19 protein-coding genes are annotated in these 21,136 nt (G+C 75.6%); 6 read left to right on the forward strand and 13 right to left on the reverse strand.

From position 1 onward, the window contains the following. Positions 1 to 94 precede the first annotated feature (94 nt). On the forward strand, positions 95 to 526 hold the full coding sequence (locus ACIQI7_RS05320) for an SRPBCC family protein (protein ID WP_401105328.1): 432 nt from the start codon (positions 95 to 97) through the stop codon (positions 524 to 526). Positions 527 to 671: 145 nt separating this feature from the next. After that, positions 672 to 1,937: an APC family permease gene (locus ACIQI7_RS05325; RefSeq protein ID WP_401105330.1), complete on the forward strand. Its 1,266-nt coding sequence runs from the start codon at positions 672 to 674 to the stop codon at positions 1,935 to 1,937. An 81-nt stretch (positions 1,938 to 2,018) separates the two neighbouring features. On the opposite strand, the gene ACIQI7_RS05330 is transcribed toward ACIQI7_RS05325, so the two are convergent. The 5 genes from ACIQI7_RS05330 to ACIQI7_RS05350 form a co-directional block, all read right to left on the reverse strand. After that, positions 2,019 to 2,420, reverse strand: a complete 402-nt coding sequence (locus ACIQI7_RS05330) for a YccF domain-containing protein (RefSeq protein ID WP_401105332.1) — start codon at positions 2,418 to 2,420, stop codon at positions 2,019 to 2,021. A 222-nt stretch (positions 2,421 to 2,642) separates the two neighbouring features. Then, entirely contained in the window at positions 2,643 to 3,467 is an 825-nt protein-coding gene (locus ACIQI7_RS05335; protein WP_401105336.1) for an MBL fold metallo-hydrolase, read from the reverse strand. After that, positions 3,460 to 4,332 carry an NAD-dependent epimerase/dehydratase family protein gene (locus ACIQI7_RS05340; protein ID WP_401105338.1) on the reverse strand — a complete coding sequence of 291 codons (873 nt, stop codon included), beginning with the start codon at positions 4,330 to 4,332 and terminating at the stop codon, positions 3,460 to 3,462. The genes ACIQI7_RS05335 and ACIQI7_RS05340 overlap by 8 nt, the downstream gene beginning before the upstream one ends. A gap of 170 nt (positions 4,333 to 4,502) precedes the next feature. Next, complete coding sequence (locus ACIQI7_RS05345) at positions 4,503 to 7,343, reverse strand: AAA family ATPase (protein ID WP_401105340.1); 2,841 nt, start codon at positions 7,341 to 7,343, stop codon at positions 4,503 to 4,505. Positions 7,344 to 7,536: 193 nt separating this feature from the next. Continuing rightward, positions 7,537 to 7,947 (reverse strand): nuclear transport factor 2 family protein, encoded by a 411-nt coding sequence (locus tag ACIQI7_RS05350; RefSeq protein WP_401105342.1) that lies wholly within the window; start codon positions 7,945 to 7,947, stop codon positions 7,537 to 7,539. A 212-nt stretch (positions 7,948 to 8,159) separates the two neighbouring features. On the opposite strand from ACIQI7_RS05350, the gene ACIQI7_RS05355 reads away from it, so the two are divergent. Beyond that, on the forward strand, positions 8,160 to 9,050 hold the full coding sequence (locus ACIQI7_RS05355; RefSeq protein ID WP_401105344.1) for a LysR family transcriptional regulator: 891 nt from the start codon (positions 8,160 to 8,162) through the stop codon (positions 9,048 to 9,050). Between the two features lie 138 nt (positions 9,051 to 9,188). Further along, entirely contained in the window at positions 9,189 to 9,704 is a 516-nt protein-coding gene (locus tag ACIQI7_RS05360; RefSeq protein ID WP_401105346.1) for a hypothetical protein, read from the forward strand. Between the two features lie 24 nt (positions 9,705 to 9,728). On the opposite strand, the gene ACIQI7_RS05365 is transcribed toward ACIQI7_RS05360, so the two are convergent. Beyond that, on the reverse strand, positions 9,729 to 10,640 hold the full coding sequence (locus ACIQI7_RS05365; protein WP_401105348.1) for a hypothetical protein: 912 nt from the start codon (positions 10,638 to 10,640) through the stop codon (positions 9,729 to 9,731). Positions 10,641 to 10,835: 195 nt separating this feature from the next. Here ACIQI7_RS05365 and ACIQI7_RS05370 point away from each other — a divergent pair, with 195 nt between their 5' ends. Further along, positions 10,836 to 11,984, forward strand: a complete 1,149-nt coding sequence (locus tag ACIQI7_RS05370; protein WP_401105350.1) for an FAD-dependent oxidoreductase — start codon at positions 10,836 to 10,838, stop codon at positions 11,982 to 11,984. Between the two features lie 82 nt (positions 11,985 to 12,066). Here ACIQI7_RS05370 and ACIQI7_RS05375 read toward each other — a convergent pair whose 3' ends face one another. From ACIQI7_RS05375 to ACIQI7_RS05405, 7 genes are read right to left on the reverse strand one after another with little or no spacing between them, the layout of a single operon-like run. After that, on the reverse strand, positions 12,067 to 13,161 hold the full coding sequence (locus ACIQI7_RS05375; protein WP_401105352.1) for an LLM class flavin-dependent oxidoreductase: 1,095 nt from the start codon (positions 13,159 to 13,161) through the stop codon (positions 12,067 to 12,069). Between the two features lie 33 nt (positions 13,162 to 13,194). Continuing rightward, the gene (locus tag ACIQI7_RS05380; RefSeq protein WP_401105354.1) at positions 13,195 to 14,220 is read right to left on the reverse strand and encodes an LLM class F420-dependent oxidoreductase; all 1,026 of its coding nucleotides are present in this window, start codon (positions 14,218 to 14,220) and stop codon (positions 13,195 to 13,197) included. 46 nt (positions 14,221 to 14,266) lie between these two features. Then, positions 14,267 to 15,883: an ABC transporter substrate-binding protein gene (locus ACIQI7_RS05385; protein ID WP_401105356.1), complete on the reverse strand. Its 1,617-nt coding sequence runs from the start codon at positions 15,881 to 15,883 to the stop codon at positions 14,267 to 14,269. A 60-nt stretch (positions 15,884 to 15,943) separates the two neighbouring features. Then, entirely contained in the window at positions 15,944 to 16,720 is a 777-nt protein-coding gene (locus ACIQI7_RS05390; RefSeq protein WP_401105358.1) for an ABC transporter ATP-binding protein, read from the reverse strand. Further along, on the reverse strand, positions 16,717 to 17,499 hold the full coding sequence (locus ACIQI7_RS05395) for an ABC transporter ATP-binding protein (protein WP_401105360.1): 783 nt from the start codon (positions 17,497 to 17,499) through the stop codon (positions 16,717 to 16,719). Before ACIQI7_RS05395 ends, ACIQI7_RS05390 begins: the two co-directional genes overlap by 4 nt. Further along, complete coding sequence (locus ACIQI7_RS05400) at positions 17,496 to 18,380, reverse strand: ABC transporter permease (protein ID WP_401105362.1); 885 nt, start codon at positions 18,378 to 18,380, stop codon at positions 17,496 to 17,498. Before ACIQI7_RS05400 ends, ACIQI7_RS05395 begins: the two co-directional genes overlap by 4 nt. Position 18,381: 1 nt before the next feature. After that, positions 18,382 to 19,326, reverse strand: coding sequence for an ABC transporter permease (locus ACIQI7_RS05405; RefSeq protein WP_401105364.1), 945 nt, complete (start codon positions 19,324 to 19,326; stop codon positions 18,382 to 18,384). A gap of 716 nt (positions 19,327 to 20,042) precedes the next feature. Here ACIQI7_RS05405 and ACIQI7_RS05410 point away from each other — a divergent pair. Further along, positions 20,043 to 20,960, forward strand: a complete 918-nt coding sequence (locus ACIQI7_RS05410) for a LuxR C-terminal-related transcriptional regulator (protein ID WP_401105366.1) — start codon at positions 20,043 to 20,045, stop codon at positions 20,958 to 20,960. Positions 20,961 to 21,136: the final 176 nt, after the last annotated feature.

The following is a 21,136-nucleotide window of genomic DNA, read 5'->3' on the forward strand; positions in this document are numbered from 1 at the left end:
CCGGCCCCCCGGGCCGGACCGGGTTCGCCCGTTCGGCCCTCGCCCCCGGTGCGTCCGGGGAGCGCGGTGGCCCGCCCGGCGGGAGAGTGTGATCATGCCCCTCGACGTCACAGTGGAACGCCTGATCCCCCTCCCGCCCGCCACGGTCGCCGCCTACGCGATGGACTGGCGCCACGACTGCGCGTGGACCCGGGGCATCCGCGACGCCACCCTCACCCGGGAGGCCGACGGCGGCGGCTTCGGCGTGGGCGCGGAGGTCACCCGGACCGCGCACTTCCTGGGCAGGTCCTTCTCGTACGTGCTGCGGGTGACGCGCCACGACCCGCCGACGGTGCTCGACATGGCCTCCGTCGCCGGGCCGATGCCGATGCGGGTCACCTACACCTTCGAGCCCACCCTGAACGGCACCTTCGCCCGCATCCGCGTCCGCGGCGGCTTTCGGCTGGCCGGTCCGCTGGCGTCCCGCCGGGTCCGGGCCGCGCTGACGGCGGACCTGCGCGCCCTGGAGGACCGGCTCGGCCGCTGACCGCCGCTCCCCGGGGCGGGCCGCCTTCCCACCGGCGCGCCCGGGCGGCCCCCGGTGCTCGTCCGCGGTCCGTCCGGCGCCCGCCGTTTCCCTCCCTCCGGTAGGGTGCGCCGACGTCGGAGCCGGAGCGGGAGGGGTGCGGGGCATGAGTTCGTCGCCGACGGCGGCAGGACCGGGGGAGCTGCGGCGGCACCTGGGGGTGTTCGACGCCGTGGTGATCGGGCTGGGCTCGATGATCGGCGCGGGCGTCTTCGCCGCGCTGGCGCCCGCCGCCGTGGCCGCCGGCTCGGGGCTGCTGGTCGGGCTGGCGCTGGCCGGTGCGGTGGCGTACTGCAACGCGACCTCCTCGGCCCGGCTGGCCGCCCGCTACCCGCGGTCCGGCGGCACCTACGTCTACGGCCGGGAGCGGCTCGGCGACTTCTGGGGGTACCTGGCCGGCTGGGGCTTCGTGGTCGGCAAGACCGCCTCCTGCGCCGCGATGGCCCTCACCGTCGGTTCCTACGCCTGGCCGGCCCAGTCCCACGCCGTCGCGGTCGCCGCCGTGGTGGCGCTGACCGCCGTCGACTACGTCGGCGTGCAGAAGGCCGCCCGGCTGACCAGGGCGATCGTGGCCGTCGTCCTGGCGGTGCTGGCCGCCGTCGTCACCGCCTGTCTGACGAGCGGTGAGGCCGACACCGGCCGCTGGGCCCCCGGTGCGGACGCGGGCCTCCACGGCGTGCTCCAGGCCGCCGGCCTGCTGTTCTTCGCCTTCGCCGGGTACGCCCGGATCGCCACCCTCGGCGAGGAGGTCCGCGACCCGCGGCGCACCATCCCCAGGGCGGTCCCGCTGGCCCTCGGCATCGCCCTGGTGGTCTACGCCGCCGTGGCCCTCGCCGTCCTGGCCGTCCTCGGCCCCGACCGGCTCGCCCACAGTGCCGCGCCGCTGGCCGACGCCGTACGGGCCGCCGGAGCACCGGCCCTCGCCCCGGTGGTGCGGGCCGGTGCGGCGGTCGCCGCCCTCGGGTCGCTGCTCGCCCTGATCCTCGGCGTCTCCCGCACCACCCTGGCGATGGCCCGGGACCGCCACCTCCCGCACGCCCTGGCCGCCGTCCACCCCCGCTTCGGCGTCCCGCACCGCGCCGAACTGACCGTCGGCGCGGTGGTCGCGGTGGCCGCCGCCCTCGGCGACGTCCGCGGCGCGATCGGCTTCTCCTCCTTCGGCGTCCTCGCGTACTACGCCGTCGCCAACGCCGCCGCCTGGACCCTCACCCCCGCCGAGGGCCGCCCCCCGCGCGCCGTCCCCGTCCTCGGCCTCGTCGGCTGCCTCGCCCTCGCCTTCGCCCTCCCCGCCGCGTCCGTCCTCCAGGGCGCCGCCGTCCTCGCCCTCGGCGCCGCCGCCTACCTCGTCCGCAAGGCCCTCGCCCGGGCCTGAGCCCGGGGAACCGGAGAACCGCCGAACGCCGACGGCCGGCGAGGGCTGCCGCCCTGCGCCGGCCGTCGAGGTACGTCCGGGTTACCGCGCGCCCCATTCACGGTCGGTCGGCACGATCTCGCGGCCGAGCGGCATCAGCGAGATCGGGATCATCTTCAGGTTGGCCCACCCGAAGGGGATGCCGATGACCGACAGGAACAGCGGAATGCTGGTGATCAGGTGCCCGAGCGCCAGCCACCACCCGGCGAAGACCAGCCAGATGACGTTCCCCACGCAGGACGCCGGCCCGGCGTCCGGCCGTTCCACCGCCGTGCGCCCGAACGGCCACAGGATGAAGCCGGCGATCCGGAAGGAGGCGATGCCGAACGGGATGGTGACCACGAGCACGCAGCAGATGATTCCGGCGAGCGTGTAGGCAAGTGCCATCCAAATGCCACAGAAAAGCAACCAGATGACGTTGAGGATGAGCTTTATCGCCTTCATGGTCGGTACCTTCTCACGCGTGGTGGCTTGCGGCTACGACCGTGCCATGCCCGTGGGCGGCCGTGTCCACGCCCCTAGGGGACGTTCCTCAGGGGTCGGTCGGGGTCGCGCGGACCGTCCGATCCGCTGCCGCCGCCACCACCCGCCGTAGGCCGGCGGGTTCGCAGGACTCCCCGCGTGGTCCTGCGTCGCGGTGACGGGGCAGCGGTGCGGTGGGGTGGGTCAGTCGCCCGGAACGGTTCCCTCCTCGAAGCGGAGGTAGCGCTCGACGGACCGGCTCAGGACTTCGTTGCCGTGGCAGGTGACGGCCCGGTCCCACCAGGCGCCGTAGATCCGCTCGAAACGGTAGCCGGCGAGCAGGTCCGCTGCCGCGCGGACCGCCTGCGGGCGCTCCGGGATGTGGTTGGCGTAGCTGTACATGAGGGTCACCCACCGGCTGTCCGGGCAGACGTTGACGACATCGCCGGTGAACAGCGCCCCGTCGCCGGCGCTCCAGTGCAGCACCGCGCTGCCCGGGAAGTGCACGCCCGGGTTGATCAGGGTCACCTCGTCGGTGAGCTGGAGTGTGCGCCCGCTCCAGAACCGCACGGCCGGGTCCGGCCGGCCCAGCCACTGCCGGTCGGCCTCGTGCAGATGGACCGGTGCGTCGAAGGCGTGTGCCCACTCCACCATCGCGGAGTAGAAGTGCGGGTGGCTGATCGCGATGTGGTCGATGCCGCCGAGCTCCTCGACGGCGCGCACCATCGCGTCGTCGAGGTACGGCACGCAGTCCCACAGCACGTTCCCGGCGGCGGTGCGCAGCAGCAGGGCCCGCTGGCCGATGGCGAACTCCGGGGTGACCCCCACGCCGAGCACACCGGGCCCCTGCTCCTCGAAGCGGCCGGTGTGGCCCTCCTCCCGCAGGCCCGCCAGTGTCGTCCACTGCTGGCCGTCCCGGCCCACGTACTGGCGTTCGTCCAGACAGACCGGACAGTCCGGACGCGCGGCGGCGTACTGGGTGCCGCAGGTGCGGCAGATCGGACGCGTCGGGGCGGTGGTGTCAGCCACGGCCGCCTCCGACGAGTTCGTCGAGGACGTACGGGCGGCTCGGCAGCCAGCCCAGTTCCTCGACGGCGCGCCGTCCCGACACCACCTGGTTCAGGCCGAGGGCCTCGGCGAACGGGCCGCCCACGACCTCGGCGGCCTGCTCCACCGGCCAGGGCTCGGCCCGGCCGGTGCCGCCCGCGGCGATGTCGGCGGCTGCGGCGAGTGCGGCGACCGGCACCGCTTCGTGCGCCACGCCGTGCAGCACGCTGCCCGCGTCGGCCTTGGTCACCGCCAGCCCGAAGAGTTCGGCGAGGTCGTCCACGTGCACCATGGGCCAGCGGGTCGCGGCCGAGCCGACGTACCGGCCGGTGCCGTGCTCGCGTGCCCAGCCGGTCATCAGGCCGGGGATACCGCCGCCGTGGCCGTACACGATGCCGGGCCGCAGGACGACGGCGCGCACGTCGTCCCCGGCGGCGGCCAGCACGCGCTGCTCGATCCGCGGGCGGTAACCGACGATGGCGATGGCGTCGGTCGGCGCGTCCTCGGTCAGGGGGGTGTCCCCGGTGGCGCCGAGCACCCACACGCCACTGGTGTAGACGAACGCCCGGTTCGTGCCGCGCAGCGGTGCGAGCAGCGCCTCGAGGGCGGCGGTGTCCACCGACTCGTCGCCGGTCGGGGTGGCGAGGTTCACCACCGCGTCCACGTCGTCCGTCACCGCCGCGCGCAGTGACGCCGGGTCGGTCAGGTCGCCGACCCGTACCGGCACGTCCGGGTGCAGCGCGGCCGCGTCCTTGACCAGGGGCACCACGTCGTGGCCCTCCAGCGTCAGACGGGACACCACCGCGGAGCCGATGTAGCCGGTGGCACCGAGTACCAGAACCTTCATGAATCCTCCCAGCAGACGTTCTTCGAACACGACAACCGTAGGAACCGCGCCGGCACCCGCGGATCCGTCGGATGACCGGGGCGCGTACCGGCGTTCACCCGCAAGGGGACCGTCGGGCGACCGGGTCGACCGGACCGACGGGCGAGGAGCTGACGGGGGGCGGGCGGAGGTCAGACCAGGTCGAGCGCTCCCAGGGCGGCCCGCGATGTCACGCCGAGCTTCGGGTAGGCGTTGGACAGGTGGTAGCCGACCGTGCGCGGGCTCAGGAACAGGCGCGCGCCGATGTCCCGGTTGCTCAGGCCGGTTGCCGCGAGCCGAACCACCCGCAGCTCCTGCGCGGTCAGCCGGTCCACGGGAGCCGCGCCCGCCGCCGACGCGGCCGGGGCGACACCGGCGGCCCGCAACTCCGTGCGGGCCCGGTTCGCCCACGCGGCGGCCGACATCCGCTCGAACGACTCCAACGCCACGGTCAGCGCCTCCCGGGCGTCAGCCCGACGCTTCGCCCGGCGCAGCCATTCCCCGTACAGCAACCGGGTGCGCGCCTCCTCGAACGGGCGGCCGTCCCCGTCGTGGGCGGCGAGCGCCCGCTGGTAGAACTCCTCCGCGGTTGCGGCGTCGGCGGTGAGCAGGGCGCGGCAGCGCAGCTCCACCGCCCTCGCCCAGGCGGTTCCGGTGGCCCCGGTCCAGCGCGCGAAACCCTCGGCGGCCGGCCCGGCCTCGATGGGCCGCTCCGCGCGCACGGCGGCCTCCACCTGGTCGGGCAGGCTGTGCACGGAGACCATGAGGTGCCGGTGCGGGCCCCCTGTCAGGGCGGCGAAGTGTTGCAGCGCCCGGTCGTAGCGTCCGAGCCCGAGGTCGAGCAGACCGTGTGCCCTGGTCAGCCAGAACGGGGACGGTACGACCTCGGGGCACAGGTCCGGTCCCGGTCGGCCGGCGGAGCCGCGGCCGAGCAGGTCCCCGCCCTCCGGGCCGTCGGTTCCCTCCGGCCCCTGCGCGGCGCCCGGCTCCGTCCCGTCGAGCGCGGCCAGCACCGCCAGGACACCGCTGAGCATCGTGGCGAGATGGCGCTGACCGGTGTCGCCGGCGATCTCCAGACCCTCGACCGCCGTCGTGCGGGCGTCCCGGTGCCGTCCCAGGAACAGCCGCAGCCGCGCCAGCCGCAGCAGCACCCGCGGCAGCACCCCGACGGCACCCTCCACCCGGCACTCCCGCTCCAGGGCCACGGCCTCGTCGTGCACCGTGCGGTACTCGCCGAGCAGCATGTCCCAGCCGTGCAGCCGCACCTGATCGGTCAGGCTGCGCTTGTGCCGGGTCCGCGCGACGTACCGGGCGAACTCCCGTACCGCCGTCGCCCCGTCCACCAGATCACCCGCCAGCATGTCGAGGACCCCGGCCGCACCCCGGTGCACGGGATGCTCACCGAAGTCGAGACCGGCCACCCGCGCGCGGGTGGCCCGGGCCGCCGCGACCGGGTCCGGCGCCTCCCAGGCCATCGCGGTGGACTCGAACAGCAGCGACGCCCCCATGGCGGGACGGTCCGCCGTCACCTCGGAAGCCGCCTCGACGAGCAGCAGCCGCGCCGACTCCGCACGGCCCTGCTCGTGTTCGAGCGCCGCCCGGACGCTGGCGAGCCGGGCGACCGCCGGTGGACTGCTCACCGGCCCCGCCTCGTCGGCGAGCATCCCCGCGAGTTCCACCTGTCCCGCCTCGGCCGCGGCGGCGGCCGCGGCGGCCAGCCGCAGCGACCGGGCCTCCTGGTCCCCCGTCAGCCGTGCGGCCCGCCGATAGGCGGCGGCGACCGCCGCCCGTCCGCCCCGCGAGCGGAACAGCTCGGCGCTGCGCTCCAGTTCGGCGGCGACCTCGTCGTCGTAGCCGACGGTCGCCGCGGCCAGATGCCAGGCCCGGCGGCCCATGTCGTCGGCGGCCGGTGCCGCTTCGGCGAGCGCCCGGTGCGCGGCCGTCCGTTCGGCCAGCACCGCACCTTGGTACGCGGCGGCGCGCGCCAGCGGATGCCGGAACACCAGTCGGCGTCCGGACACCCTCACCAGGTCCGCCGCCTCCGCCGGCCCGAGGTCGCCGGCGGCCGCGCCCACCCGTTCCCCTGCCGCCACCAGCAGCGCCACGTCGCCGGTGTCGTCGGCCGCGGCGATCGTCAGCAGTAGACGGGTCGGCGCGGGCAGGGCCCGAATCCGCTCGTCGAAGATCCGCCGCACCCGCCACGAGGCCGGCAACACGGCGATCTCCCGTGCGTCCAGCGGTTCGCTCCCGTCCCGCTGGGCCGCCGTCAGGGCCCCCACGAGCTCCACCATGGCCAGCGGATTGCCCTGCGCGAGCCCGAGAATGCGGCTGCTCACGGCGGCATGCAGCTCGGGCGCCCGGTCCGCGAGCAGCGCCGCCCCCTCCTCGTCGGTCAACGGACCCAGGTGCAGCACCGGCAGTCCCGGCGCGCCGTCGAAGGCCGCCGGATCGTCGTGCGCTGCGACCACCATGGCCACCCGCCCCCTGCCGAGCCGGCGGGCGGCGAACAGCAGGGCGTCCACGGTCTCCAGGTCGAGCCAGTGCGCGTCGTCCACCAGGACCACGACCGGACGTTCCTCGGCGAGCCCGTCCAGCAGGCCCAGCGTCGCGGCCCCGACCAGGAAGCGGTCCCCGGCGGGCACGTCGTCCGGTGTGATCGCCCCGCGCAGCGCCGTCGACTGCCGCTCCGTCAGGCTCGGGGCCAGGTCCAGGGTGCCCTGGAGGAGCACCTGAAGACCGGCGTACGGCAGCGAGGCCTCCGACTGGACACCCGTACACCGCAACAGCCGGGCTCCGGCTGCCGCCGCCACGCAGGCGCACCGGTCGAGGAGTGCCGTCTTGCCCGACCCCGACTCACCGAGGAGCACCACGGCCCCGCCCCGGCTCTCCCGGGCTCCACTCAAGAGCCCGTCGAGCACTTCCTGTTCGTGCTGCCGGCCGCTGAGACCGGCGGGCCTCCGATCGGCGCTGCCTGCCCGGACCACGTCGGTCATCTGATGCTGTCCCCTCCTCCGGTCAGCGTGGCTGACGATGTCATCGGTTCAACCGTCGCGCATCCGCACCGCCGGGCTGCCGTTCGGGAAGGCCCGGTTCGCCGGAACGCTGCCGCGTACTGGCCGGGGCGGTCCCGGCCGGGTTTCCCCGATCCGGCGGCCGTACCGCCGAGCAGCAGCTTCACGGCTGCCGTCAGGATTCCCCGGGCTCTCCGTGGATTCCGCCCTCGGCCGAGGGGGCGTCCTCCGTGGTCTTGCTGTAGCCGAGGGACTCGACGATCAAGCCGTCCCGTACGAGCGTGAGGCTCACGCCGCGGACCGAGTCGACGGGTCCGTCGTGGAAGTGGCACCGCCAGCGGACCGTTGCCCGTTCACCGGTGACGACGACGGCCTCCGGCTCGAACTGGATCGTGCGGTCATCGGCGAGTGCCCGGCAGAACTCCAGGCACTCGGCGCGGCCCTCGTAGCGGGCTCCGTCGGGAGCCGGCTCCCTCGCCTCCATGACGCAGTCGTCGGCGATCAGGTCGGCGAGCAAGGAGGCGTCATGCTCGATGAAGGCGCGGTTGAAGCAGTGGATCACCTCGGCCGTGGTACGGAACGTCAATGCCGCAACTCCTCGGAAGTGGAACGATCGGTCTGCCGTGGCTCGGGTGCGTGCGCGCGCGGTGCACGGGGTACCGGTAGGGGTGCCGCAGCGCCCACGGACCACGCGCGGCGGTTCCGGCCGCCGTCGATCTTCCAACCCCCCACCGCGCCCATCAAGGTCGAAGATCAGTAAGATCCGATAACCGAGGCTTATGACGGGGGTCGGCACGGGTGGAAGTACGCGACATCGAGATCTTCCTGACGTTGGCGGAGGAGCTGCACTTCGGCAGGGCGGCCGCCCGGTTGCACCTCACGCAGGCTCGCGTCAGCCAGGTGATCGGACGTCAGGAGCGACAACTGGGCGGCCTGCTGTTCGACCGTTCCAACCGCCGCCAGATTCGCCTGACCCCGCTCGGCGAGCAGCTCCGCAGCGACCTGCGGCCGGTCTACGCGAACCTGCGCGACAGCCTCGAACGCGCCCGGATGGCGACCCGCGGCAAGACCGCACGCCTGCGCGTCGGCATGATGCCGTTCAACGTGCCCGACATGTACCCCTACTGGGAGACCTTCCGCTCCCGTCATCCCCAGTGGGAACTGCAGCTGCGCCGGGCGCCCTACCTCGACCCGTTCGCCAGGCTGCGCGAGGGCGACATGGACGTCTTCCTCACCTGGCTGCCGGTCGACGAGCCCGATCTCACCGTCGGGCCCATCCTGTTCCGCGACCCCCGCGTCCTGGCCGTCGCCGCAGGCCACGAACTCGCCGAACGGCACTCCGTCCCGTTCGAGGCCCTGGCCGACTACGCCCATGCCATGCCACCCGACATGCCCGACTACTGGGAGGACGCCTACCTGTCGTTCCACACGGTCCGGGGAAAGCCGATCGAACGCGTCGAACAGGTCACCAACGCCGACGAGCTGATCCACCTCGTCAGCACCGGCGAGATCGTCCACCCCTTTCCCTCCCACGTCACCCGCTACTGGTCCATGTCCCACGTCCGCTTCGTCCCCGTCCCCGACATGGGGACGATCCCCTACGCCCTGGTGTGGCGCAAGGACGGAGAGAACGACCTCGTCCGGGCCCTCGCCCAGACCGTCCGCGACATCGGCGTCCTGCACTTCTGACGAAGCCCGCGCGGCAGCCGTCGCCACCGGTACGGGGCCGCCCCGCGCTCATCTCCCAGCACGCGGACCGACCGGCCTCGGCAGGCGGGTGGAAGGGTGCGTTCGAGTGAGGACGGCCGTCGCGCTATCTTCGCGATCATGAACAGAGTACGAGCCACCAGGCTCATCGGGTCGAGCTTCGGGCTATTCTTCGTCCAGGCCAATGCCGGTGCCCTTCCGAACGCCGTCGGCATCCCCCTGCGGGTCCTCGCCGTCGTCGCGCTCCTGCTCCTCGGGGTCTTCAACCGCCGGCCCGTCCCCGAGGCCACCACCGCCGCCCCGCTGCGCTTCGGCCGGTACTACTGGTTCGTCGCCGCAGCCGAGGTCGTCGGCATAGCCGTCGGCCTCCTCGTCATCCACAAAGTCCTCCACACGCCCGCCGCCACCGCCGGCTGGATCGCCTTCGTCGTCGGCGTCCACTTCTTCGGCCTCGCGACCGCGTGGAGCCGACCCCCGCTCCGCGTCCTCGGCGGCTCGATGGCGGCCTGCGGTGCACTCGGCATGGCCCTCGCCTTCCTCGGCGCCCCCGCCCCCGCCGTCTCCACCGTCGCGGGCATCCTCCCCGGCGCGCTCCTCTTCGGCTCGGTCTGGTGGTCGAGCCGCGCCAGCGCCTAGGTGGTTCTCGGACCGATGGGGGTCTCAACCGGCCCGTGGCGGCCGGCCGTCGTCACCCGCGTCGTCGTCCGGGCCCTTGCCGAGCGACAGAGGTGGTTGCGGGGCCGCTCCGGCGGCCGGTGGGGTCTGCGGGTCGCTCTGCTCGATGCGGCTCAGCAGCCGGGCGACGGAGTCGGTGCGTTCCCGCAGGAGGGCGACCCGGGAGGTGCCGGTCGGCTCGGCGGGTTCGTCGACGGGCAGGACCGGGATGCCCCGGCTGCGGGCGGTGGCGATCAGGCTCTCGCCGGCGCGGTCGGCGACGACGAGCGCCGCGGCGGCGAACGCGCCCGCGTCCAGGGTCTTCTGTCGGCCGAGCAGGCCGCGGTGGACGATGCGGGCCGGGACGGTCAGTTCGTCCAGGCGCTGGTCGTCCGAGGCGCGTTCGAGGGCGGCGAGGACGACGGTGGTCAGTGCCTCGCCGGCCCGGGTGACGACCCACTTGCGGCCGGGCACCGGCGGGAGGAACTCGCGGATCCGATCCACCTCCTGCTCCAGCGCGGTGGTGGTCAGCACCTCGAAGGCGTTGCTGGTGCGGATCTCGACGACCTTCTCCCAGTCGACCTCCTCGCCGTCGAAGCCGACCTGGGACGGCCCCAGGTGGACGGCGCCGAGGCCGTCCAGGAGCCCGAGCAGCTTGTGCACCACGGCCGGGGTCAGGGGGTGGCGGCCGATCAGGGTGCCCACCGACAGCTTCCACGGCGCGGTGGCGGGCACCGGCGGCGGGGCGACGGAGGTGAGCGCCGTGTGCGCCCACCGGCCGCCCGCCGCCGCTCCCCGTCCGCCCCGCTGGACGGCCTGCCGCCCGGCCTCGCCCAATCCGGCCGCCGCCCCCGCGGCCGCTCCGGCCGCCGCTCCGACCAGCCGCCCCAGACCGCCCACCAACTCGCCCCCGCGCACGTCCCGTTCCTCTCCTCGTACCGCTGTCCGTCGAAGGTGGCCATGCTACGGGCCCGCGCTCCGCGCCTGGTCGGACCGTCCCCATGACATCCGTCATGACCTTCCGGCCACAGAACTCACTGACACCGGGCCGGCCCCGTGCGACAGGCTCGACCCACGGAGAGCCCGCACGGCGGGACGGACAGGGGAGCGGACATGAAGGTACTGGTGGCCGGGGCCGGACTCGGCGGGCTCTGCCTCGCGCACGGGCTGCTGCGGGCGGGCGTGGACGTCCGGGTCCACGAGCGGGAGGACGGCCCGGACAGCCGCTACCAGGGCTTCCGGATCGCCCTGAACGCCCACGGCCTGTCCGCTCTGCACGCCTGCCTGCCGGAGCGGCTGCACGCCCTGCTGGCGGCCGTCTCCGGTCCGCTGGCGGGCGAGCGGCTGGTCGTGGACCAGCGGCTGCGGGAGGTCCGCCGGCTCGGCGTCGCGGACGAGGGCACGGCCGTCGACCGCCACGTGCTGCGTCAACTGCTGCTGGCCGGGCTCGGCGACCGGGTCGAGTTCGGCAAGCCCGTGACCGGCTACACCGAGCGGGCGGACGGCACGGTCGAGGCGCACCTCGGCGACGGCGGCGGCGCGGTCGGCGACCTGCTCGTCGGCGCGGACGGCGTGGGCTCGGCGGTGCGCCGCCAACTGCTGCCCGGCGCCCGGGTGGTGACCCTCCCCGGCGGCGCCGTCCTCGGGCGCACCCCGCTCACCGAGCGGTTCGCCGCCCTCGTCCCCGGCTTCGGCACCGTCGTCCAGGGCACCGGTGCCCGCGGCACCCGGGTGAGCATGCTGCTCGGCCGGATGGAGTTCCGCCGCCCGCCCCGGCTGGCGGCCGCCGAACTGGCCCCCGACGTCCGGCTGCCCGACACCGGCAGCTACCTGCGCTGGGTGGTGATGCCGGCCGAGCCGCTTCCCGCCGGGACGCGGAACTGGGAGGCGGTCAGGGCCGACCTGCTCGACCTGCTCGACGGCTGGCACCCGGACCTCGTCGACCTCGTCCACCGGGCCGACGTCGTCAACAGCGCGCCGCTGAGCGCCCGTTACGCCGAACCGGTGCCGCACTGGGCGGGCAGCCGGCGGGTCACCCTGCTCGGGGACGCGATCCACACCATGCCGCCGAGCGGCGGCCAGGGGGCCAACTCGGCCCTGCGCGACGCCGCCCTGCTGGCCCGTACGCTCACCGCCGTCCAGCGCGGGCGGGCCGAACTCCCGGACGCCGTCGGGCGGTACGAGCGGCGGATGCTGGAGTACGGCTTCGCCGCCGTCGCCGACAGCGTGCGGCGCCTGCCGGACTTCACCCCGGCACGCTGACCGCCGAGCGGGGGACCGGACGGCCCGGAACGACCGGACGGCGCGGGGACCGGGACGTGCGGGGCCGCCGGGCTCGCCGGGGTCACCAGAGGCGGCGTTCGGCCGGGGTGCCGTGGCCGGTGCGCAGCCGGCGGACGAGGGTGCGGCGCAGGTCGCGGTCGTGGTCGGTCTCGACGGGGAGGTCGAGTTGGACGATGTCCACGCCCGCGGAGCGGAGGAGTCCGATGCGGGTGGCGACGGTGGCGGGGGAGCCGGTGTAGGCGGCGGTGAGGGAGCGGCGGACGTAGGCGGCGACCTGCTCGTCGCCGTGCGCGGGGTCGGAGCGGCCGCGTTCGCGGTCGCGGTCGAGCTGGACGGCCTCCCGCCAGCGGCCGGCTCCGCCGCCGGAGGTGAGGCGCAGGGCGTCGCGGCGCAGTCGGCGGACGCGGTCGCGGGCCTGCTCGTCGGTGTCGGCGAGGACGACGGTGAGGTGCCGCCAGATCCGCAGGGACCGGCCGTGGGCGGCGGCCGCGGCGCGGGCCTGGGCGATCCGGCGGCGGGTGTCGGGCAGCGGCAGCGGGCTGACGGCGTAGACCTCGGCGTAGCGGGCGGCGAGGTCGAGGCCCTGCGGGGACGAGCCGCCGAAGGAGAGCAGCTCGCCGCCCGGTCTCGGGTGCAGGCCGGGGCGGGCGGCGGTCACGGTGTAGAACTCGCCCTCGTGGTCGATGTCCTGGTCGGCGCGCAGGTAGCGGGTGAACAGGTCGAGGTACTCCTCGGCCCGGCGGTAGCGCTCCGCCTTGTCGAGGCGGTCGCCGTCGCGGGCGGTGTCGAGGTCGCTGGAGCCGATGATGACGTGCGCCGCCGCCCGTCCGCCGGAGAGGCGGTCCAGGGTCGCCAGGGAGCGGGCGGCGACGGTGGGCGCGGTGGTGCCGATCCGGTGTGCGACGGCGACGCGCAGCCGGGTGGTGGCGGCCAGCGCCCAGGAGGCCACCAGCCAGGGGTCGGGCCACGAGCTGGACTGCACCACGAGGGCGCTGTCCAGCCCGTCCTCCTCGTTCTCGCGCGCGGTGCGGGCGATGTACGCGGGGTCGGCGGTGCGGTCGCGGCCGTCGGGGGCCCAGCGCAGGGCCTGGCGCTCCTGCGGGGTGTCGCCGGGGACGGGGGCGGCGCGGACCCCGCCGCGGATCTCCAGGGGCACGGGCTCTCCTCGGATGGGAAGGGGCGGGGCGGGTCAGCGGGCGGCCGGGCCGAGCCGGGCGAGGGTGTCGAGCAGCTTGGCCCGGCTGACGAACACCTCGGGCGGCAGCGACACGTACAGCTGGATGGTGGTGACGCCCGGGCGGTGGTAGGCGAGGATGCGCTCGCGGCACTCCTCGGGGGAGCCGCTGACGAAGAGTCCGTCGACGACCTCGTCCGGCAGGGCCTTCTGGGCGCCCTCCGGGTCCCCCTCGGCCCAGCGGCGGTGCGTCTCGGCGAGCAGCTCGCCGTGGCCCAGCCACTCGTGGAACTTCCGGTACGGCTCGCGGTTGAGGATCCAGGCCAGGAAGGGCCGGGTGGCGCGGTGGGCGTAGTCGGTGTCCTCGGTGGGGCAGACGAAGACCTTGACCACCAGCTCCTTGCCGGGCGGCTGCGGGCCGACGGTCTCCAGGATCTTCGGCACGTCGTGCGGGAACAGCAGGTTGGTGATGGCGCCGTCCCCCTCGGTGAAGCCGAGCCGGAGCATGTTGGGCCGCAGTGCGCCCAGGATCACCTTGACCGGTTCGGCCGGCGGGTGCGGCAACCGGTAGCCGGTGATGTCGAAGGTGTCGAAGCCGCCGGTGACGTACTCGCCGCGCAGCGCCCGGGTGACGAAGCGCAGGACGTCCCGGGTGCGCTTGAAGGGCTCGTCGAAGGGGATGCCGTTGATGTCGGTGACGTGGGCGGGGACGGAGGCGCCGATGCCCAGCAGGACCCGACCCGGGGCGAGTTGGGCGAGCGTCGCGGCGGTCTGGGCGAGCACGGCCGGGCCGCGGGTGTGCACCGGGACGATGCCGGTGGCGATCCGCAGCGACGGGGACCACGCGGCGGTGGCGGCCAGCGGGGTGAAGGCGTCGGTGCCGCCGCCCTCGGCGCTCCACACGTCGGTGTAGCCGAGCTCGGGCAGCCGCTCGACCAGGAAGCGGTGCCGGTCGATGGTCAGGCCCGGCAGGGGCAGGGTGATGCCCCACTTGGGCGGTTCGGTCTCGGGGCGGTGGTGCGGCGGGTGCGGGGTGGTCATCGGGCGGGTGTCCGTTCTGTGGGGCTCGGGCGAGGGGGAGCGGGCTTCAGCGGACCCACACCGTGGTGAGGTCGATGAACCAGGACCGCGGCTGCACCAGCCCGTGGACCTTCGGCGAGAGCGCCCGCGGATTGCGGTCGTTGACGACGAAGAGCCAGGGCGCGTCCTGGGTGACGAGGGCCAGCGCCCGGCGGTAGCCGGCCTGCCGGGCGCTCTGGTCGGTTTCGGCGGCCGAGGCGGCGAGCAGTTCGTCGACCTGCGGGTTCGCGTAGTGGCCGGTCCAGAACGGGCTCCTGGAGCCGACGAACAGCGGCAGCAGCGCCTCGGACTGGAACAGCGTGGTGGACTGGGCGACGGCGTCGGAGCCGAGCGCCACCTGGCCCTTGGCCTCGGCGCCGATCAGGGTGGCCCAGTCGGTGGTGCGCAGTTCGGCCCGGATGCCGACGGCGGCGAGGTCGCGCTGGATCGCCTCGGCGATCGGCACCGGGAGCAGGTTGCCGCTGCCGCCGGTGGGCACGGTGACGGAGGTGGCGAAGCCGTTCGGGACGCCGGCCTCGGCGAGCAACTGCCGTGCTCTGGCCGGGTCATAGGAGTAGGCGTCCCCGGCGGGGTCGTAGGCGGCGGTGGCGCGCGGCGCAGCCTGGTAGGCCGGGTCGGCGGTGCCGTGCAGCAGGGTGTCGGCGATCGCCCCGCGGTCGATGGCGTAGTTGGCGGCCCGGCGCACCAGCGGGTTGTCCCAGGGGGCCTTGGAGGTGTCCAGGATCCAGTACCAGAGGTGGTCGTAGCTGTTGGTGGCGACCGTGACGCCGTCGGCCCGGAGGCTGTCGAGGTCGTCGGGGTTCGGGTACTCGATCCAGTTCGCGCCGCCGGAGCGCAGGGCCGCGGTGCGGGCGGCGGCGTCCGGCAGCGCCTTGACCACGAGCCGGTCCAGCCTGGGGGCGCCGCGCCAGTAGTCCTTGTTGGCGGTGAGCTCGATCTGCTGGCCCTCGGTCTGCGAGACGAAGGCGAACGGTCCGGTGCCGACCGGGTGTTGGGCGAAGTTCGCCGTGCCGGTCCGGCGGACGGCGGTGGGGCTGGCGATCAGGACGTGCGCGAGGTCCTCCGGGAAGTGGCCGTTGGGCTGCTCGGTGACGAGTTCGACGTGGTCGGCGTCGGTCTTGCGGTAGGACACGATGTCGCCCGCGTACTCCGCGGCGGCGGCGCCGAGGGCGTCGGTGTACTCGGGGCTGCCCTTGTCGAGGTAGCGCGCCAGGTTGAAGACCACGGCGTCGGCGTCGAAGGGGGTGCCGTCCTGGAACCTGACGCCCTGGCGGAGGGTGAACGTCCAGGTCCTGCGGTCGGCCGCGACCTGCCAGTCGGTGGCCAGGGCGCCGGTGACGACCGGCGGCCGGTCGGTGCCCTGGAGCAGCTCGTAGCGGGTGAGGCCCTCGTAGAGCTGGAAGGAGACCAGGCGCTTGCCCTCGAAGCCCGCGCCGCCGATCACGGTGTCGGTGTTGGGCAGCTTGCCGGTGGCGCCGATGACCAGCGTCCCGCCGCGGCCGTCGCCGCCGCCCGCCCCGGTGCCGGCGCCGTCGGTTCCGGCGCAGCCGGCGGCCGCGGTGAGCAGGGCGACGGCGGCCGGCAGGGCGACGGCTCTGGAGCGGGTACGGGCGGTGCGCGTCATGGCGGGTCCTCGTCGGTTCGGTGGTTCGTGGTTCGTGGTTCGGCGTTCGGGGGGCGGGCGTCAGGTCGTGGGTCGGGCGGTGCCGGTGGCGGCTTCCAGCAGGGCGCGGGTGTACGGGTGCGCGGGGGAGTCCCAGAGGCGGTCGGCGGGGCCCTCCTCGACCACCCGGCCGTGCCGCAGCACCAGCACCCGGTGGGCGAGCCGGCGTACGACGGCGAGGTCGTGGGAGATGAACAGGTAGGCCAGGCCGGTGCGTTCGCGCAGCTCGGTGAGCAGGTCGAGGAGCCGGGCCTGCACGCCGCGGTCCAGGGCGGAGGTCGGTTCGTCGCAGACCAGCAGCTCCGGCCCGGTGGCCAGGGCCCGGGCCACGGCCACCCGCTGGAGCTGCCCGCCGGAGAGCTCGCGCGGGTAGCGGGCGGCGAGTGCGGGCTCCAGGCCGACCCGGTCGAAGAGCCGGGCGACGGCGGCGGCCCGCTCGGCGCGCGGGGTGCCGTGCAGCCGCAGCGCGAAGGCGACCGCCTCCCCGGCCCGCAGGGCGGGGTTGAGCGAGCCGCGCGGGTGCTGCGGGACGTACTGCAGCCGGCCCCGCAGCGCGCGGTCGGCGCGGCCGCGCAGCCGGTACGGGTCCCGGTCGGCGAAGCGGACGGTGCCGGAGTCGGCGGCGAGCAGGCCGAGGGCGAGCCGGGCCAGGGTGGACTTGCCGGAGCCGGACTCGCCGACCAGGCCGAGGGTCTCGCCGGGCGCGACCGTGAGGCTGACGCCGTCCACGGCGGTCCGGTCGCCGTAGCGCTTGCCGACGGCGTCCAGGGTGAGCAGGGCGGGCGGGGCCGGGTTCATCGGCGTGCTCCCGGGTCGGCGGCCACCAGGGCGGCGGTGAAGGCGTGGTCGGGCTCGCCGAGCACCCGCTCGGCGGGGCCGAGTTCGACGACCCGGCCGGCCCGCATGACCGCCACCGTGCCGCCGGTCCGGCGGGCGGCGGCGAGGTCGTGGGTGACCAGCAGCAGCGCGATGCCGCAGTCGGCGCGCAGGGTGGCGAACAGGTCCAGGATCCGGCCGCGGACCAGGGCGTCCAGCGCGGTGGTCGGCTCGTCGGCGATCAGCAGCTCCGGGCCGCAGCAGACCGCGAGGGCGATCGCGGCGCGCTGGCGCAGCCCGCCGGAGAGCTCGTGCGGGTACGCCCGGGCGACCCGTTCCGGGTCCGGGACGCCCGCGGTGGCGAGCAGCCCGGGCACGGCGGCGCGGGCGGCCCGGCGGCCGTCGGCGACCCCGTGCCGGCGCAGCACCTCGGCGAGCTGCGGGCCGATCCGGCGCAGCGGGTCGAGCGAGGCGCTCGGGTCCTGCGGCACGTAGCCGATCCGCCGGCCGCGGACGTCCGAGAGCGCGCGTTCGTCGAGCGCCCGCAGGTCGGTTCCGGCGAGCCGGACGCCCCCGGTGACGGCGGCGCCCCGGCCGGGCAGGCCGAGCACCGTCCGGGCGACGGTGGTCTTGCCGCTGCCGGACTCGCCGAGCAGCACCAGGGCGCCGCCGGGGCGCAGGGTGAGGGAGACCCCGTCGACGGCCCGGACGCCTCCGGGGTACTCGACGGTCAGGGCGTCGACCTCCAGCAGCTCCTTCACCGGGTCACCTGCTTCGGGGCTCGTCGCGGTGCCGGCGGGGCGGCCCGCGGCAGGTGGGCGACGGTGTCGCCGATGCGGGTGCGCAGCGCCTCGCCGAGGGTGTTGAACACGACCGAGACCGCGAGGATGACGAGGGCCGGCAGCACCGCCACCCAGGGGTGGGTGAGCAGCGCGGGCCGCAGCTCGTCCAGCATCGCGCCCCACTCGGCGGCGGGCGGGGCGACCCCGAGCCCGAGGAAGGACAGCCCGGCGGCGTACACGACGGCCAGCCCGACCAGCGAGGACGCGTACACCAGCACCACCGGCGCCACCACGGGCGCGACCTGGCGGAGCACCAGCGCGCCCCAGCCGGCGCCGCTGACCCGGGCGGCCTCCAGGTACTCGGCGGACCGGACCCGCCGGGTCTCGGTGAACGCGACCCGGGCGACCGCGGGAGTGAGCACCACGGACAGCGCGAGCACGGTCGCGCCCAGGCCGGGGGTGAGCAGGGAGGCGACGGCGATCGCCAGCAGCACCCCGGGGAAGGCGTACAGCACGTCCAGCGTGCGCAGCAGGGCCTGTTCGGTGAGCCGGCCGCCGAGGCCGGCCGCGATGCCGAGCAGCGTGCCGGCGAGGGTGGCGACGGTGACCGGCACCAGGGCGCCGGTGAGCGAGGCGCGCCCGGCCCAGACCAGCCGGCTCAGCAGGTCGCGGCCCTGGCCGTCGGTGCCGAGCGGGTGGCCGGGGCTGCCGGGGTCGAGCAGCCGGTCCGCGAGCCGGCCGGCGGCCGGGTCGTACGGGGCGACCAGCGGCGCGGCGAGGGCGAGCAGGAGCAGCAGGACGGCGAGGGCGGCGGGGACGACCAGTCCGAGGTGGCGTCCGAGGGGCGGGTGCGACGTCATGTCAGGCCCGCACCCGCGGGTCGACGGCCGCGTGCGCCGCGTCCACCAGGAGGTTGACGCCGACGAACGCCACCGCCACCACGAGCACCCCGCCCTGCACCAGTGGCAGGTCCCGGGCGGTGAGCGCGTCGTACAGCAGCCGGCCGACGCCGGGCCAGGTGAACAGGGTCTCCACGAAGACCACTCCCTCCAGCAGGTAGGCGAGTTGCAGGCCGCCGATGGTCAGCAGCGCGGGGGAGGCGTTGTGCGCGCAGTGCCGCAGCACGGCGGCCGGGCGCAGGCCGCGGGCGCGCAGCGAGTCGGCCAGCTCGCCGGCCAGGACGGTGCCCAGCGCGGCCCGGAAGACCCGCGCGGTGAGCCCGAGCGGGACCAGCGCGGCGGCGACCGCCGGGAGGACCAGGTGACGGGCGAGGTCGGCCGGGCCGCCGGAGCCGAACGCGTCGTGGGTGCCGCCGGCCGGGAGCCAGCGCAGCCCGACCGCGAAGACGGCGATCAGCAGTAGCGCCACCGAGTACTGCGGGGCGGACACCGCGAGGGTGGACAGGGCGCCGGAGATCCGCCCGCCGGGGCCGCGCGGGCGCAGCGCGCCGACGGCGCCGAGCGCCACCCCGCCGGCCAGGACCAGGACGAACGCGGCCGCGGTCAGCGTGAGGGTCTGGCCGAGCGCGGGCAGCAGCAGGTCGGCGACCGGGCGCTGGCCCGAGACGGAGGTGCCGAGGTCGCCGGTGAGCGCGTGGCCGAGCCAGTCGGCGTAGCGGACCGGCAACGGCTGGTCCAGACCGAGCCGTTCGGCGAGCTGCCGGCGGGCCTCGGGCGGCGCGCCCGGGCCGAGGAAGGCGGTGACCGGGTCGCCGGGGACGAGCGCGACGGTCACGAAGACGACGGCGGTGACGCCGAGCAGCGTGGGGACGGCCAGCAGGAGCCGGCGCAGCAGGAACCGGGTCACCCGTCGGCCCTCCGGGGCGGGGCGCCGGACGGGCCGGCGGCGGGCCGGTGGGGCGGGGCGGGCATGGCGCTGCTGCTCCTTCGGGCGTCGGGAGTCCTCGGATGGGAGGCGGGGACGAGGGGTGCCGTCGTCTCGGCGTCGGCGAGCGCGGGTCCGGCACGGGGGCGGCGGCCGTCACCGGGCGTCGGGGCGACGCCGCGAGGGCCGCGGCCGCTGGGAGGAGCGTCGCGGACGGACGGCCCGGACAGCCAGTCAGCTCCTGATGCTGTTACTCCGGCTCACAGCATCCGCAGTGGCCCGCAGCGCCGCTGCCCGGGCCGCCGAGGCCCGGTCCCGTCCTTGACCTGCACAAGGAACCGGACCTAGGGTGCCCGCATGGCTAATCGGCGGACCGACTTCACCTTGGTCGGGATCGGCGGCTCGTGGCACCGCAGGTGCTTCGACGAGCTCTGTCGACCGCGCGCGACGCGCTGACCGCCCTGCTCCGCACCCGCCGCGGTCGACGCCCTCTCCTCACCCGGATCCACACCCGACGCCCGTCCGCGTCGCCGGCCGATCCCTGTCGCAGCGTGCCGCTCCGCACGCGACGTCCGGCAGCGGACCGCTTCGCGCACCGCGTCGCACCCGCGTCCACGGGGCCGACCGGCCACCAGCAAGGGGGACCGCAGAGCCATGCCCGACGACAGACGTCCTGCCTCCGTTCCCGGAGGTGCCCGATGGCAGCAGTGAGCACCTTCGCCGCCCCGGCCGGCCCGCGCGGCCGCCGGTACCCCGCCCGCCGCGGCGCCTGCGGCGGCACCGGCCCGGGGGACGCCCCCGCCACGGGAGCGCCCCCGCTGCACGCCGAGATCGACAATCCGCTCGACCTGATCGCCGGCCACCAGCTGCTGGCCGAACCCGCACCGCCCGGCGCGGCCAGGGCCGCTGCCGGGTGCGGCTGCGGCCACCCGATGTGCGTGGACGAGGGCCGCGACCGTACCGCGGCGGCCCGGGTGTTCCTGGTCGAGCGGCACCCGGTGACCAGCGCCGGACTGCGCAGCGTGCTGGCCACCGCGCCCGGACTGACGGTGGTCGGCTCCACCGGCGACCGGCTGCGCGCGGTGCCGGCCGTGCGCCGCACCGCCCCCGACGTCGTCCTGCTCGGCCGCGGCGCGAGCCTGGAGGAGGACCTCGCGGCCGTGGTGGCACTGCGCGGACCGGACGGCGCGCCCGACGCCAGGGTCCTGCTGCTGCGCCGCGCCGAGTCGACCGCCGAGGCGAGCCGGATGCTGCTGGCCGGGGCCGGCGGCTGCTTCCCGCTCGACCTGGCGGGGGAGCGGATCATCGGCGCGGTCCAACTCGCCGCCGCCGGTGGGTCGGTGTTCCTGCCGGCCCCGCCGTCGGCCCGGATCCACCCGGCCGCCCCGGCGCGGCACCTCGGCGAGCTGCCGCCGCAGCAGGCCGGGCTGACCGAGCGCGAGCGGGAGGTGCTGGTCAAGCTCGGGCAGGGGCTGAGCAACGCCGAGATCGGGCGCGAACTCGCCCTGGCCGAGGCCACCGTGAAGAAGCACCTCACCCAGGCGATGCGCAAGATCGGGCAGCCCGACCGGCTGCGCGCCGCGCTGTACGCCCACCGGCACGGGCTCGCCGGATAGTTCCGCCTCCGCCCACGCACACCGCCCGAGGGCGGGTCCCGCCGGTCCGCGGGGCCCGCCCTCCGTCGTGTCCGTCCACCCGCTCGGCGCGGGGCGACCTTCGGAGCATCCGCACGGCGACGATCGGCGCCCTGACCGGCGCCGTTCGGGGCTACCGGGGCGCCCGGGCCGCTTCG

The sequence above is a fragment of the Kitasatospora sp. NPDC092039 genome (assembly GCF_044756065.1).
Classification (GTDB): domain Bacteria; phylum Actinomycetota; class Actinomycetes; order Streptomycetales; family Streptomycetaceae; genus Kitasatospora.

Excerpts from the sequence above, each read along its gene's own strand:
- ACIQI7_RS05320 (WP_401105328.1), top strand. The coding sequence starts at position 95 with ATGCCCCTCGACGTCACAGTGGAACGCCTGATCCCCCTCCCGCCCGCC.
- ACIQI7_RS05325 (WP_401105330.1), top strand. The coding sequence starts at position 672 with ATGAGTTCGTCGCCGACGGCGGCAGGACCGGGGGAGCTGCGGCGGCAC.
- ACIQI7_RS05330 (WP_401105332.1), bottom strand. The coding sequence starts at position 2,420 with ATGAAGGCGATAAAGCTCATCCTCAACGTCATCTGGTTGCTTTTCTGT.
- ACIQI7_RS05340 (WP_401105338.1), bottom strand. The coding sequence starts at position 4,332 with ATGAAGGTTCTGGTACTCGGTGCCACCGGCTACATCGGCTCCGCGGTG.
- ACIQI7_RS05345 (WP_401105340.1), bottom strand. The coding sequence starts at position 7,343 with ATGACCGACGTGGTCCGGGCAGGCAGCGCCGATCGGAGGCCCGCCGGT.
- ACIQI7_RS05360 (WP_401105346.1), top strand. The coding sequence starts at position 9,189 with ATGAACAGAGTACGAGCCACCAGGCTCATCGGGTCGAGCTTCGGGCTA.
- ACIQI7_RS05370 (WP_401105350.1), top strand. The coding sequence starts at position 10,836 with ATGAAGGTACTGGTGGCCGGGGCCGGACTCGGCGGGCTCTGCCTCGCG.
- ACIQI7_RS05380 (WP_401105354.1), bottom strand. The coding sequence starts at position 14,220 with ATGACCACCCCGCACCCGCCGCACCACCGCCCCGAGACCGAACCGCCC.
- ACIQI7_RS05385 (WP_401105356.1), bottom strand. The coding sequence starts at position 15,883 with ATGACGCGCACCGCCCGTACCCGCTCCAGAGCCGTCGCCCTGCCGGCC.
- ACIQI7_RS05390 (WP_401105358.1), bottom strand. The coding sequence starts at position 16,720 with ATGAACCCGGCCCCGCCCGCCCTGCTCACCCTGGACGCCGTCGGCAAG.
- ACIQI7_RS05400 (WP_401105362.1), bottom strand. The coding sequence starts at position 18,380 with ATGACGTCGCACCCGCCCCTCGGACGCCACCTCGGACTGGTCGTCCCC.
- ACIQI7_RS05410 (WP_401105366.1), top strand. The coding sequence starts at position 20,043 with ATGGCAGCAGTGAGCACCTTCGCCGCCCCGGCCGGCCCGCGCGGCCGC.